At 45.9% G+C, this 13734-nt stretch carries 12 protein-coding genes; 10 read left to right on the top strand and 2 right to left on the bottom strand.

Annotated features, from left to right (window positions below; translation table 11 throughout):
* The first annotated feature begins 47 nt into the window (after window positions 1-47).
* The gene (locus GNE05_RS20510) at window positions 48-1244 is read left to right on the top strand and encodes a S1C family serine protease (protein ID WP_022554034.1); all 1197 of its coding nucleotides are present in this window, start codon (window positions 48-50) and stop codon (window positions 1242-1244) included.
* A gap of 387 nt (window positions 1245-1631) precedes the next feature.
* On the opposite strand, the gene GNE05_RS20505 is transcribed toward GNE05_RS20510, so the two are convergent.
* Window positions 1632-2543: a PepSY domain-containing protein gene (locus GNE05_RS20505; protein WP_021494633.1), complete on the bottom strand. Its 912-nt coding sequence runs from the start codon at window positions 2541-2543 to the stop codon at window positions 1632-1634.
* A 213-nt stretch (window positions 2544-2756) separates the two neighbouring features.
* Here GNE05_RS20505 and GNE05_RS20500 point away from each other — a divergent pair, with 213 nt between their 5' ends.
* From GNE05_RS20500 to GNE05_RS20470, 7 genes are all read left to right on the top strand, one after another.
* The gene (locus tag GNE05_RS20500; RefSeq protein ID WP_160183170.1) at window positions 2757-3440 is read left to right on the top strand and encodes a response regulator transcription factor; all 684 of its coding nucleotides are present in this window, start codon (window positions 2757-2759) and stop codon (window positions 3438-3440) included.
* Window positions 3437-4855, top strand: a complete 1419-nt coding sequence (locus tag GNE05_RS20495; protein WP_115941202.1) for a sensor histidine kinase — start codon at window positions 3437-3439, stop codon at window positions 4853-4855. The genes GNE05_RS20500 and GNE05_RS20495 overlap by 4 nt, the downstream gene beginning before the upstream one ends.
* A gap of 231 nt (window positions 4856-5086) precedes the next feature.
* Window positions 5087-6094 carry a ThiF family adenylyltransferase gene (locus tag GNE05_RS20490; protein ID WP_160183169.1) on the top strand — a complete coding sequence of 336 codons (1008 nt, stop codon included), beginning with the start codon at window positions 5087-5089 and terminating at the stop codon, window positions 6092-6094.
* On the top strand, window positions 6091-7413 hold the full coding sequence (locus tag GNE05_RS20485; RefSeq protein WP_160183168.1) for a periplasmic substrate-binding domain-containing protein: 1323 nt from the start codon (window positions 6091-6093) through the stop codon (window positions 7411-7413). Before GNE05_RS20490 ends, GNE05_RS20485 begins: the two co-directional genes overlap by 4 nt.
* Window positions 7414-7431: 18 nt before the next feature.
* Entirely contained in the window at window positions 7432-8622 is a 1191-nt protein-coding gene (locus GNE05_RS20480; protein ID WP_012118887.1) for an MFS transporter, read from the top strand.
* A gap of 27 nt (window positions 8623-8649) precedes the next feature.
* On the top strand, window positions 8650-10275 hold the full coding sequence (locus GNE05_RS20475; protein ID WP_160183167.1) for an ABC-F family ATP-binding cassette domain-containing protein: 1626 nt from the start codon (window positions 8650-8652) through the stop codon (window positions 10273-10275).
* A 13-nt stretch (window positions 10276-10288) separates the two neighbouring features.
* Window positions 10289-11008, top strand: a complete 720-nt coding sequence (locus GNE05_RS20470) for a cupin-like domain-containing protein (RefSeq protein WP_160183166.1) — start codon at window positions 10289-10291, stop codon at window positions 11006-11008.
* Window positions 11009-11049: 41 nt separating this feature from the next.
* On the opposite strand, the gene GNE05_RS20465 is transcribed toward GNE05_RS20470, so the two are convergent.
* Window positions 11050-12465, bottom strand: a complete 1416-nt coding sequence (locus GNE05_RS20465; RefSeq protein ID WP_050556574.1) for a sigma-54 interaction domain-containing protein — start codon at window positions 12463-12465, stop codon at window positions 11050-11052.
* Between the two features lie 174 nt (window positions 12466-12639).
* On the opposite strand from GNE05_RS20465, the gene GNE05_RS20460 reads away from it, so the two are divergent.
* Together GNE05_RS20460 and GNE05_RS20455 are read left to right on the top strand one after the other, a co-directional pair.
* The gene (locus GNE05_RS20460) at window positions 12640-12927 is read left to right on the top strand and encodes an autorepressor SdpR family transcription factor (protein WP_015240946.1); all 288 of its coding nucleotides are present in this window, start codon (window positions 12640-12642) and stop codon (window positions 12925-12927) included.
* The gene (locus tag GNE05_RS20455) at window positions 12924-13559 is read left to right on the top strand and encodes an SdpI family protein (protein ID WP_063093748.1); all 636 of its coding nucleotides are present in this window, start codon (window positions 12924-12926) and stop codon (window positions 13557-13559) included. Before GNE05_RS20460 ends, GNE05_RS20455 begins: the two co-directional genes overlap by 4 nt.
* The last annotated feature ends 175 nt before the right edge of the window (window positions 13560-13734 follow it).

Here is a 13734-nt window from a genome sequence, read left to right as displayed (position 1 = left end):
CCCACACTATAAGCAAATCGAGTACTCTTGAAAGGATTTGAGATAGGGTGGATTATAATCGCGATGATGAACAGTACGCCTCCGAACAGCCCCGCCGCAGCAAGAGAGGGTACTTTCTATCAAGTCTGATCGGCGTCATCGTCGGGGCCGCGCTCATGGCTTTCCTGCTGCCGTACTGGACAGGCGGAGACCATGGAGAAAGCAGCAAAAGCACCAGCCAGCGTCTCGGCAGCGAACAGGTGAAAACAGTCAACGTAAATGTCAATGACGCTGTCACGAATATGGTCAGCCGTGTATCAGATTCAGTAGTCGGTGTTCTCAATATCCAAAAGACCGATATTTGGGGAGAGGGCGGCGAAGCGGGAAGCGGGTCGGGCGTCATTTACAAAAAGAACGGAAACACTTCTTATATCGTAACCAATCACCATGTCATTGCAGGTGCGACTGAAATTGAGATCAGCCTGAAGGATGGCTCACGCGTGCCTGCTGAGCTGATCGGGAGCGACCGTCTGATGGATCTCGCCGTGCTGAAGGTGAAGTCTGATAAAATCAAATCGGCCGCCCAGTTCGGCAATTCTGATCAAGTCAAAGTCGGAGAACCGGTCATTGCGATCGGAAATCCGCTCGGGCTTGAATTTGCGGGATCAGTGACACAGGGGATCATTTCAGGCACGGAAAGGGCAGTGCCCGTTGACTCAAACGGCGACGGACAGCCGGATTGGAATGCGGAAGTGCTGCAGACCGACGCCGCGATTAATCCCGGCAATAGCGGAGGCGCTTTGATGGATATATCGGGCAAGGTGGTCGGCATCAACTCAATGAAGATCGCTGAATCCGCCGTTGAAGGCATCGGCCTGTCCATCCCGTCAAAGCTTGTCATTCCCGTTATTCAGGATTTAGAAAAATACGGAGAAGTCAGACGGCCTTTCCTCGGTATTGAGATGAAATCCTTAACGGATATTGCGAGCTACCATTGGAGCCAGACGCTGAAACTTCCGAAAGGCATTAAAACCGGGGCGGTCATTATGGGTGTCGACGCGTTTTCACCGGCCGGAAAAGCGGGTTTGAAAAAGCTCGACGTGATTACCGGGTTCGACGGACATAAGGTCAATGACGTTGTGGATCTCCGTGAGCGCCTGTATCGCAAAAAGATCGGCGACCGTGTGAACATCACGTTCTACCGTTCGGGAAAGAAAAAAACAGCGGAAGTCAAACTGACAGAAGCGGATCGATTACAGAAATAAAAAAACAGCCCGGACATCCGGGCTGTTTTTTATTGATTTATTTGTTAATATTATACTATTATGAAAACGGGGAGGTGAAACACATGAAAACGGCTGATGTGATCATCGTATTGAATGAAATTGAAGGTGAATGTGAAGGAAGAATTATTTTAGAATGCAGAATTTAAGAACATGAAACATGTCATATCAAACGTCCTTTTTCAGGGCGCTTTTTTTATGCCTTTTTTCAGAAGCCATAAAAAAGAACTGAACGTGGGTCACAACACGTTCAGTTAAAAATGGGTATATTTAGAAAAAGGTAGACATGAACTTAGAACTTTGTGATTGAAACAGACTGGTGCTGCTGAATTGAAGCGGCAGATGAAACTGCCGGCAGCTTATTTTTTGTTATTTACAGATGGCTCCGTTTTGAGCGTTTACTTTCACCGTTTGTTCCGTATGGTTTTGGGCAGTGATTTTCACGATGTACTTGTAGACGCCGTTTTCTTTCTTCATTTCAGACGATTTAACAGCGCCTTTGCAATGGCTGAGCGCGATGGAATGCGCTTTTTTAGAAGCGATCATCACTTGTTTTTTCTGCACTTCTTCTTTCAGGACTTTTCCGCTTTTGCCGTCCATGTGGAGCGTATGAAGCTTGCCGTCCTGGCCGAATATGCTGACAACATAGACTGATACGCCGTTTTCTTTTTTCATTTGAGCGGATTTCACAGCGCCTTTGCAATGGCTGAGTGCGAACGATTCCGCTTTTGCACGGGTCATGTGTTGCTGGTTATTCTTTATATCATGTTTGACGATTTTGCTGTTTTTACAATTGATATGGAATGTGTGAAGCTTCCCGTCTTGTCCTGACACCTGAACCACGTAAACCATAGCGTTATGTTCGGTCTTCAGCTCAGAAGACTTCACTGTTCCTTTGCAATTCTTCACGGCGATTTTTTCAGCGCCGGATTTTGAGATGAATTGCTGTTTCTTTTCAATTTGGTGTTTCACGACTTTTCCGCTGGAGCTGTTGACATTGACGGTGTGCTGCTTTCCTTTTACGTCAAGGACGTTGACAACATATACGTAAGCGCCGTTGACTTTTTTCATTTGCGCTGATTGAACGGCGCCTTTGCAGCTGCAGTTTTTCAATGCGGTCTCTTTCGCTTTAGAGATAGAAACGGAAGCCTGCTGTTTCGTTTCCACTTTCGTCTGCGCTGCGTCATCCTTATGAATGACAGCCGCATGCGCTGAAGTTAAAGAACTGATTGAAAGTATGGTCCCCAGTGCAGCTCCTGATAAAACTTTTGTAATTCCCATCATATATTCCTCCTTAAACATTTCATTGTTGGCTTCCCAACTAAGGCTTATTGTAAAGACCCAAACTGAAAACAACATGAATCTAAGCTGAAAACTTCCTGAATTCAGCGGATTTTCAGCTTAGATTCAGTTTTGTTTCAGATAAAAGCGAATAATAGAAGGGGAAGCGAAAAAAATAAACACAGGCTGATACATCTAAGGAGAGACTGCATCATGGATAAGTTGAAAGGCATCAAGGTGCTGATTGTAGACGACGAGCCCGCCATCATTGATTTTTTAACGATGGGGCTTGTCAATGAAGGGTTTGAAGTGATATCCGCGGCAGACGGGATGTCGGCGATGAATCTTGTGAAAACATTTCAGCCTCATATTGCCGTTTTGGACGTGATGATGCCGGGAATGGATGGGCTTGAGCTGTCAAGGATGCTTAAGAAAACAAGCAATACCGCCATCATCATGCTGACCGCGAAGGATGAAGTAGAGTTTCGCGAAAAGGCGCTGATTGAAGGCGCTGATGATTACATGATCAAACCGTTCAGCTTTGAGGAGCTGCTTGCCAGAATTTACGCAAGAATCCGCAACCAGTTTCCGCATCTTTTCGATGAGGTGGTGCTCGGCCCCTTCCGAATCGATGACCGGAGCAGAGAGATTTTTTACAATGAACAGCCTTTGAAGCTGTCCGCCACCGAATATGAACTATTGAAATGTTTAGTGCTCCACCACGGAACGGTTCTCAGCAAAACGAGGATTCTCGATCAGGTATGGGGCTATGATTTTTACGGGGAAGACAATATCGTCGAGGTGTACATCCGTTCTTTGCGCGAAAAGCTGAAGGACAAAGAACACAAGGTGATTCGCACGGTTCGGGGCGCCGGGTACAGGGTGGATCTGGCATGAAACGGCTGTACAGAACCCTGCGATTCCAGCTCCTGTTCAGGTCACTGGCGATTTTGGCCTTGCTGTTATGTTTCATCGGCGGCACTCAGTACATGTTTATGACACGGACGATGTATGAAAATCAGGCGATCAGCATTCAGAGTTATATCAATTCAATGGATCAAAGCGTATGGAGGTCAATCAAAACCCTTGCCCGTTCCGAAACATCGGCTCATCCGAATTTGATTTACCCAGGGGTGACGGTTGCTTTTATCAATCAATCATACAAGATGTCTGTTTTATCAGAAGACCCGCACGCGGGGGCCGCTCCTTCTTTCCCGAAAAAAGTGTATCAGGATGCGCTGACAGATACAATGGCGCTTCACTATCAGGTGGCTCACAATAAGGCGGGTGAGGAAATCATCGTCGTGTTTCAGGCGATTTCCGTTGACGGCAGGCAGGCGGGAGTTGTGCAGATGAGCACGCTGACCCAGCCTCTGAATGATTCGCTTTTCCGCCAGATCAGCATTTTCGCGGTGCTTTCCTTTGCGGCTTTGGTCATCGGACTGTTTGTTTTCTTGCCGGTGATCCGGCTCACACTCAAGCCGCTGTCCCGCATTGTGCGTATGATGGGTGACATTAATGCCGGCAGTCTCGATAAACGGCTGCCGATCGATAGGAAGCAGGCCGAAATTGAGTCATTGGGCATTTCCATCAATCAGATGCTGGAACGGATTGAAACCTCTTTTCAGGCGGAAAAAGAAGCGAAAGAACGAATCCGGCAGTTTGTATCAGATGCATCACATGAGCTGAGAACGCCGCTTACCTCCATTCACGGCTTTATCGAAATTTTAATGCGCGGAGCGGCGGAGAAGCCGGAGCAGAAAGAAAAAGCGCTTCAAAGCATGTACGCGGAATCCGCCAGGGCGAATAAGCTGATAGAGGATCTTCTGTTTCTCGCGAAGATTGACCAGGTGCCGAGCTTTGAAATGAAAAAAGGCGCATTGGGAGACGTCATTTTGGAAATGGAGGCTCAACTGAAGCTGCTCGCGAGAAACCGGAAGCTCGAGTTCTTTGTCGATCAAAAGATAGAAGCCGTTTTTGACAAAGACAAAATGAAGCAGGTCATTCTCAATCTATTTTACAATGCGGTGCAGCATACGGATGAAGACACGGGTGTCATCACCGTCTCCCTGCAGAAAGACGGAGGAATCATGCTTATGATTGCAGATAACGGAACGGGAATCGCTCCGGAGCATGTGCCTCATTTGTTTGACCGTTTTTACAGGGCGGAAACCTCCCGATCCCGTCAATCCGGCGGCGCGGGGCTGGGTCTTGCCATTACAAAAACCATTATCGACAGCCATAACGGAACAATTGAAGTGAAAAGTGAGCAGGGAAAAGGCTCCGTGTTCATCATCCGGCTGCCGGGATAAACCGGGAAGCAGGAAGAAAAATCACAATTTATATATAAATTCTAAATTTTCAAAAAATAACTTGTCCTTTTCCAATATTGGTGATAATATCTAGTTATTGGTAAAGGGGGTGTGTACTGATGAAGATTGAAGAACTTGATCTTGATACAGAAACAGCAAGCTTGGTGCATCGCTGCTAGTAAAGCCGTGACTCCCCTCATTGGGGAGTTATTATCTTTCAGGGGGTATGTCATGATGTCAACGGACTGTAAGCGCTGGAAGTTTAAAGACAGCGTGCAGGTGCTGACCTACACGGCGCATATTATCATTCAATATCGAAAGGCGATTAAGCTTGCGCATACGAGTGAGATCAAAGAGGCGGTTGAACGGCTGACCATCGGCTGTGAAAAACAAGAGCTTTCTGATCTTCTGGGAGAAGAAGCGGGAAACCAGTTTTTCGATGCGTTAATGAAATTGGATGCTTTAATAGAGCCATGGCAAAACGGCCGTGAAGGCCGCATCACTGAAAAGCAGCTGTACCATTTTGAGAAATTCAACCAAAACCCCAATCTGATCCAAAACAGATTAGACGGCAGCAGGGCAGCGATCGTGGGTCTGGGAGGCGTCGGAACGATCATTCTTCAAAACCTTTTGGCGGCGGGCATGCAGCATTTTATTCTCATTGATTTCGATGCCGTATCAGTACATAACCTGAACAGACAATTCGTCTATAATCAATCTTCTGTAGGCAAATTAAAGATCTCAGAATGCAGAGATTATATTGCGGGTATCAATCCCCATGCGGACGCAGCACTTTACCATCAGGAAATGACACAGCCGCAGGACCTGCGTGTGTTAGATCCGTACGAAATTGATATCGTCATAAATGCCGCTGACAAACCCCATAACATTTCTGAATGGGTTTACCGGTATTGTAAGGAGCGGAATATCGCGTTTATGACCGGGGGTGTCGGCAGCTTCAGCGGCCAATGGGGGCCTCTGCTCACGCCTGAATCCTATCAATCCGGCGTCGCCTATGAAAAAAACATGCCGGCCGGACTTCTGAACTGTTACCCCGATGAACCGATCAAAGGTTCCTTAGGAGCGACAAACGGTATTATATCCTCGTTTATGTCTCATGACATTATCACATACCTTGCAGGCGGAAGCCCGAGATCCCTGAATACCCGCATCGGCCTGGACTTTGACGGCCTTCATATTACAGAAACGAAGCTTTCTCAAAAGGAAAGCGCTTTATGAAGACGATGCATCGTACGGCGAGAAAACCGGGCGACCCTCTGAAAATAGAAATCGACACAAGCCCGATACGCTTGAACCCATTAGATACGCAGGATTACACAAGCAAGATGATGTGCAGCATTATGTATGAAAGCCTGCAGGACGGCTATAACTGCCGGATCATCCGCAAAGATCCCCGCACCTGTCAGGTGGACATTCACCCGGACTATTTAGGTGACGCCGAGGGTGTGGTTCAAACGATCATCTATCATCTGACGAAAGAAAATCAAAGCCCCCATCTCGGCAGTTTCCTGAACATAAAACAGGCCGTTCCGTATGTAAAAGGCCTCGTCTCATCCGATCAGCTCGGGGTGAACGTAACAGGCGAAAAACGCTTTGAAGTCACCTTGGACGAGCCGTCTGATGAAATAGAAGCCGTTTTGCAGAGCAGCTTTCTGATTCCGGGGACCGCCGGGGGCGATGTGCCGGAAAACGGCCCGTACCGATTCAAGCGCACGTTTGAGAAGGGGCTGGAATTTGAGCGGAATCCGCAATATAAAATGACGCCCGCGGATCACCGCACGGTTCAGACCATCCAATTTATTTTGAATGATGATCTGGAAAAAAGTATCGGGCTGTACGAAGCGAATCAAACAGACGTGACCTGCCACACCCAATTTCATCATTCAAACATGAGGTATCGGCAGTATGCTGATTTTAAAGAAAATCATTTGCCGATGTTATTTACCTTCAAGGTAAAGGACGACATGCTGAGAACTTTCATTCAGCATTATTTTGATAAACAAAAGCTGGCCGGGGATTTGGGGCATATCATCACACCGACTGATTCACTGATCGGTATATGGGAAAGCGGGAGGACACCGCAGAAAGATCCGCCCCTTTTGACAAAAGAAGAACCGATCCGAATCGTTTATGCCGATTATTATCCCAACGGAGAGATCATTGAAAGGCTGGCTGGTCTGTTTCGGCGGGCCGGAGCGGACGTGTCCGTCTCCCGCGTCAGTCATTTCAATGATTATTACCATATGGATAAAAGCGGGTTTGATATTGAGCTCCATTTGTTCCTGCCGGCTTATATGCATGAGCTGAGCTATATCAAATATTTCATCCGCGACATCAGCGATCCAGAGAAGAAAAAAACGATCATTGATGCCATAGGATCTGAAAAAAAGAAGGAACTTTTTGGGTTATTCGAGAATACAACTCATTATTGCCCAATTTGTTTTGGGAAAAGTCTGTATCTGCAAGATCCATGTATAGAGGGTTTTAGTGTAAAGACTGACGGGCTCCTTTCTGTTCATGATGTTAAATGCAGATAGCTGGAAAGGGGTATTCATTTGCGGAATCGAAATTTGCTTTACTTCTCCGGTTTTTTCGGAAACTTCTTTTTCGAACGGGGAATTTGGATTTTATATTTAACAAGCATGAATTATTCATTATTTCTTGTGGGCATCCTGCAATCGGTCCTGAATTTGGCGATGTTTCTGGCGGAAGTGCCGAGCGGCGTCATCTCGGACAGAATCGGGAGAAAAAAATCGCTCTTGCTCGGCCATTTTATGGTCATTATCTATTTGGTGATGTTCCTGAGCTTCCATAACTTCATCGCCCTCTTCATCGCCCATATTATATACGGTATCGGGCTGACGTTTATATCAGGAACGGATCATGCCTTTTTGTTTGATTCACTGAAAGAACAAGGGAAAGAAAAGTGGTACGGCAAATCCATCGGAAATTATAACGGACTTGTCATACTCGGTCTTGCGATCGCCATGGGCATCGGCGGCTACTTGCAGGAAATATCATGGTCGTATGTGTTTATCGCCGGGATTGTGACTCAGCTGATTGCAATGGCGGTCATTACACAGCTGACGGAAATCAAATTTGAAAACAGTGAACACGAAACGCAGACGGTCGGTGACATCTTAAAAGAAGTCAAAGATTTCTTCAGGCTGAACAAAGCCTTTAAATATCTGGTGCTGTCACTCTCCGTTTTCTTTGCGATTACATCGGTTTTTTATATGTACGGACAAGATCTGTTAAGTCAGGAAGGGCTGTCCGTGCGCAATATATCCATTATTTTTGCGGGACTGTCCATCTTGCAGGCGCTGTGCTCCATCTTTTCTTCCAAGCCGGCGGAAAAATTCACGCCGAGGCGCGTGCTTCTGCTGACATTCTGCATCATCGGGGCGGCCTACCTGTTTATACCTTCGGGCAGTCTGTACGTGACGATTGCAGCTTTTGTCGTCATTAACGCGCTCTATGATGTGATAGAACCCGTATCCAGTCAGGTGGTGAATAATGAGATTCCGTCCAGAACGAGAGCCACGCTGCTGTCCATTATCAGTTTGATGACCTCGCTCTTCATGTTCATTGCCTTTCCGTTTATCGGATTCTTAACGGACTATTTTGATTCAGCTTTGCTGCTGACCGCAATCGGGGTATTATCCATCTTATTGTCGCTGTTTATGATGCTCAGCTTTTACAAACTGAAAGCGAGCGTCGCCATCCAGAATAAAGTCGAGCTTTGAACCAGAATGACAAAGGGATGATGTGAGTTGCTGAATATTCATAATCTTACGGTAAATTTAGCGGGAGATACGATTTTCAAACAAGTTTCTTTTTTCATCAATGAAGGTGAAAAAGTGCTTGTGGCCGGGCCGAACGGTTCCGGCAAAAGCACGCTGTTCAGGGTGCTTTCCGGGGAGCTTGAGGCAGATGAAGGAACAATAGCGATCAACAAAGGGGCGAAGGTCGGTTTGCTGAAGCAGATCGCTGATCCCCATGAGGATCTGACGTTGTATCAATATCTGGAAAAATCGTTTGAAGCTCTAGCGGCGATCCAGAAGGAAATGAAGGCCATTGAGCTGCAGCTTTCGGAACCGATGAGTGATGACGAGCTGACTGCTTTATTGGAAAAGTACAGTCAATACACGGAAACATTTGAGCGGAACAACGGCTACCAGATGCATGCGATGATTGACGAGGTATGCAACGGGCTCAGCCTCAGCGAATTAAAGGATCAGCCGTTTTCAAAGCTGAGCGGCGGCGAAAAAACAAAAGCCGGCCTTGCCGAAATTTTAATCCGCAACGACGACGTTATACTGCTGGACGAGCCGACCAACCATTTGGATGTCCATGCGATTGAGTGGCTTGAAGGGTTTATTAAAAAATCGAACAAAACCATTCTGTTTACGACCCACGATAAAACGTTTGCCGACCAAACGGCGATGAAGGTGCTCGAGATTGACGATACCGAGGTGAAGATTTGGCCTTACGGCTTCAGCGAATACTTGAAAAAGCGGGAAGAATTCATCATCGCCCAGTTTGAGAAATATGAAGAACAGCAGAGAAAAATACAGAAGATGAAGGAATCCATCGCCCAGCTGAGAGATTGGGCCAACCGCTCAAATCCGCCGTCTGTCGGCCTGCACAGACGCGCGAATAATATGGAAAAGGCGCTGAAAAGGATCGAGCTGATCAATAAGCCGGTCCGGACGGAGCAAAAATTAAAAAACGCATTTCAGGAAGCGGGCACCGGTTCAAAAGATATTGTGTTCATTGAAAACGGAAAGGTGACCAACGGATCTTCCCTTTTATATCAAAATGTGAACCTGCGCATAAAGCATAAAGACAGAATCGGCATCGTCGGCAGAAACGGCGTCGGCAAAACAACGCTGATCCGCTGTATCATTGGGGAAAGAGAACTGTCGGACGGCACCATTAAAGTGGGAGAAAATCTTAAAATAGGCTACATTGATCAAAAGAGCCACGTCGGAGATTCGAGTCAGACGATTCTGCAATTTTTTAAAGAAAATCTTCTGACTGAAGAGGGCATGGCCCGGAATATGCTGGCCAAGTACGGATTTTACGGGTCGTCTGTCTTTAAAAAACTTTCCGTCCTGTCAGGCGGTGAGAGAATCAGGCTGAAGCTGTCCATCTTAATGGAAAAAAAGCTGAATGTCCTGATCCTGGATGAGCCGACCAACCACTTGGATATTGAATCTCAGGAAATTCTCGAAAACAGCCTGATGCAGTTTCAAGGCACCATCATCTGCGTTTCTCACGACAGAAACCTGCTGGAGAAGTTCAACAAGATTTTCTGGCTTGAGAATCAGAACGTCACCATCTTTTCAGGTCCATACAGTTACGCCAAACAAAAAAAACGGCAGATTGCCGAATAAAAGGGGAATGGATATGACCATTGACAGACTGACAATCAATGAGTTATCGTACGATCTTTTTGTAAGCGAGTATGCTGATAAGAAACCTTTTATTTTGACGGGGGCAATGGATCACTGGGAATGCAGGCCGTGGACGCTTGAATACATTGCCGAACACTATGGGGACAGAATGGTCACCATCCGGAAATCAGATATCGAAGGGGTCAAAACGTTTAAACAAGTAAAGCTTTCCAACTATATCGAGTACATTGATCAGAATGATGACAAATGGTACTGTGACTGGAATTTTACGCAGCTGAACCAAAATGACTTAGACCTTGTCTATTCCGCACCCGAGTATTTTACAAAAGACACATTGAGAGCGGATGAAGAAACGGGACGGGACTGGAAATGGTTCTTTCTCGGTTCTAAGCAGACAGGCACACCGCTGCATCAGGATTTTAACAACACGCACGCGTGGAACGGCGTCATTTTCGGGGAGAAGGAATGGATCTTCTATCATCCGGACGACTCTCCGTATTTGTACGAAGGAAATATCAATGTCTTTGATGAAAAAGACATTGAGCAAAAACCGCTGGTGCAAAAGGCGTCTCCGATCCGTTTCAGACAAAAGGCGGGAGAAATCATTTACGCGCCGCGCCATTGGTGGCATCAAGTCGAGAATACAGAACATACATTGGCAGTGAGTGAGAACTTTTGGTTTACTGGAGAGCGGCTTGCCAATCAGATATAAACGAAAGGCTGAGGAGCATCTCAGCCTTTTTTTGTATGGATTCATTTCATCCGGTCCAGACCGAATTTTTTCAGGCGGTATTGCAGGCTCTGTCTGCTGATTCCGAGCTCGTTTGCCGTTTTGGATATGTTATTGCCGTGTTTTCTCAGGGTTTTTTCGATCATGTATTTTTCGAAGTTTTCCATTTTGTCTTTTAAATCGGTGCCGGGCTGGGTGCTTGCGGCGGCTTTGGTTTCCGTGTCAGCCGGTTTGATTTTCATCCGGTATTGGTAAGGCAGGTGGGCCGCCGTAATCGTCGTTTCATCCGTCATAAAGTTCATGGCGCCTTCAATCATATGTTCAAGCTCGCGGATGTTGCCCGGCCAGTCATATTCCAGGAAGAATCGCTGCACATCGTCACTGATCGAATCGACATGCATTTGGAACAGGTGATTGTTTTTCTGGATAAAGACTTCGGCCAGAGGCAGAATATCCTCCTTGCGCTCCCGGAGCGGGGGAATGATCAACGTGACAACGCTTAAACGGTAGTATAAATCTTTGCGCAGCCGCTCTTCCGAAATGGCGGTGATCGGGTCTTCATTCATCGTGGCGATGATGCGGACGTCAATCGGTTTGTCCTGCGCTGATCCGATGCGCCTGATTTTCTTTTCCTGAAGGGCGCGGAGCAGTTTTGCCTGCAGGCTGAGATTGAGCGAGTTGATCTCATCGAGGAGCAGGGTGCCTCCCTGCGCCTGCTCAAATAAGCCGGGCTGGTCGATGGCTCCGGTAAAGGCGCCTTTTTTCGTGCCGAATAAAATACTTTCGACCAGGCTATCCGGCAGGGCGGCGCAGTTTTGTGAGATGAACGGGGCGCCTGAGCGCTGGCTGCCGTTGTGAATGCTTTGGGCGAACAGTTCCTTGCCCGTTCCCGTCTCGCCGGCCAAAAGCACCGATGATGATGTGCGGGTTGCCCGTTTCGCGTTTTCAATGACTTCCCGAATGACCGGGCTGTTGCCGAGAATACTGTCAAACGTGTAGCTGTTCTGTTCTTTCCTGTGCATGTTCTCCCTGATCAGCCGTTCGAGCTTGGTGACGTCCTTGGCGATTTCCACGGCGCCCTTGATCTCGCCGTTTTGCACAATCGGGAAGGTGTGGTTGATCGTCGTGATTTCCTGGCCTTTGTTATTGAAATAGCTTTGCTTCACGTTTTTAATCGTTTTGCCTTCTTGAAGGGCCTGAACGAGCGTGCTGTCCTGCTGATTGGAAAACATAAATACATCAGTCAGGTTTTTATGCAGGACGTCCCGTTCATCCATATCTTCAATCTGCATCATTTTCTTATTGTAAATGACGGTGCTGCCCTTTTCGTCCACCACATGCAGCCCGACATCAATCTCTTCCAGAATGCTTTGTAACACGAGTGTGTAAAATTCGCTGGTTGTGTGCAGGTCAATTCCCCCTCTCAATCGTCTTAACATTCATTATTTTAAAATAAATCGAATGGGAAACGCAAAAAAATTTTGCGCTTGGACGATGTTTAAAAATAAATGGAAATTGAGGTAATAAAACCATTGACTTTTTTAGGAAAATGGTTGATATTTAGATATATACTTAAATATCTAAATTATGTATGTATGAGAGGGGGAAAGTTTTTGAATAAAGCTTTTAAAGCACTGGCCGATCCTACAAGGAGAAGAATTTTGGATTTATTAAAGAAACAAGACATGACGGCTGGTGAAATTGCGGAACACTTCGACATGTCAAAACCCAGTATTTCTCATCACCTTACCATATTGAAAAATACTGATTTGGTTCACGATGAGAGGAAAGGCCAATTTATTATGTATTCATTAAATACCACTGTATTACAGGATCTTATAGGCTGGTTCTTTTCTCTGACTGATTCAGAACATGATAATAAGAAAGGCGGGGAATCATGAAAAAATATCTCTTTTCAGCAGGAATCATAGTTTTAACTGTTTTCACATGGGTTTGCACATATTCATCTTTACCGGACAATTTGGCGACACACTGGGGATTAAACGGAAGTGCAAATGATTACCAAACGAAAGCTAATGCGATGATGATGCTTATTGGCATCATGATTATTCTATATATTTTAATGGTTATCATCCCTAAGATTGATCCTAAAAATAACTACAAAACATTTATCCGGCCATATATGGCTATATTTAATACAATGTTTGCGGTTCTGTTTGTCATTAATCTGATTACCATCTTGACCGGTCTGGGATATGATCTCCCTATATCTTATTTAGGAAACTTTATAGTGGGAGTCATTTTCATGGTGTTTGGAAACTTCATTCAGATCGTTAAGCCTAATTTCTTTTTAGGGATAAGAACACCTTGGACGCTGAGCAGTGAAAGAGTTTGGAAGGATACACACAGGGTTAGTTCGAAACTTTTTGTCTTAGCGGGCATGCTCATGATGCTTGCAGCTTTTTTGCCGCCGGTGTATAGAGTGTCAGTCATTTTCATGTCTGCGATCGGCTGTATCATATTATCTTTACTATATTCTTACATTGTATATCAGAGACAATTGAATAAATAACTGTTGAGTAGGAGCAATCTAATTGGATTGCTCCTATTTTGTCAGCGGGAAACGCAAAAAATTTTTGCGCTTGGCTGAAGTTTGCACACAAACTGCCGGAAAATTTTGCGGGAAAAGAAAGAATGTTGGCGAAACATCCCGTTTTTTCGGATTGGCACGGAACTTGCTTTATAAA

This window comes from Bacillus sp. AM1(2019) (assembly GCF_009906915.1).
Taxonomy (GTDB): domain Bacteria; phylum Bacillota; class Bacilli; order Bacillales; family Bacillaceae; genus Bacillus; species Bacillus velezensis.
Note: the sequence above shows the minus strand (reverse complement) of the source record. Positions and strands in the feature narration are given on the sequence as shown.

Coding starts and splice junctions, on each gene's coding strand:
- GNE05_RS20505 (WP_021494633.1), bottom strand. CDS start 2,543: ATGGGAATTACAAAAGTTTTATCAGGAGCTGCACTGGGGACCATACTT.
- GNE05_RS20500 (WP_160183170.1), top strand. CDS start 2,757: ATGGATAAGTTGAAAGGCATCAAGGTGCTGATTGTAGACGACGAGCCC.
- GNE05_RS20495 (WP_115941202.1), top strand. CDS start 3,437: ATGAAACGGCTGTACAGAACCCTGCGATTCCAGCTCCTGTTCAGGTCA.
- GNE05_RS20490 (WP_160183169.1), top strand. CDS start 5,087: ATGATGTCAACGGACTGTAAGCGCTGGAAGTTTAAAGACAGCGTGCAG.
- GNE05_RS20485 (WP_160183168.1), top strand. CDS start 6,091: ATGAAGACGATGCATCGTACGGCGAGAAAACCGGGCGACCCTCTGAAA.
- GNE05_RS20470 (WP_160183166.1), top strand. CDS start 10,289: ATGACCATTGACAGACTGACAATCAATGAGTTATCGTACGATCTTTTT.
- GNE05_RS20465 (WP_050556574.1), bottom strand. CDS start 12,465: ATGTTAAGACGATTGAGAGGGGGAATTGACCTGCACACAACCAGCGAA.
- GNE05_RS20455 (WP_063093748.1), top strand. CDS start 12,924: ATGAAAAAATATCTCTTTTCAGCAGGAATCATAGTTTTAACTGTTTTC.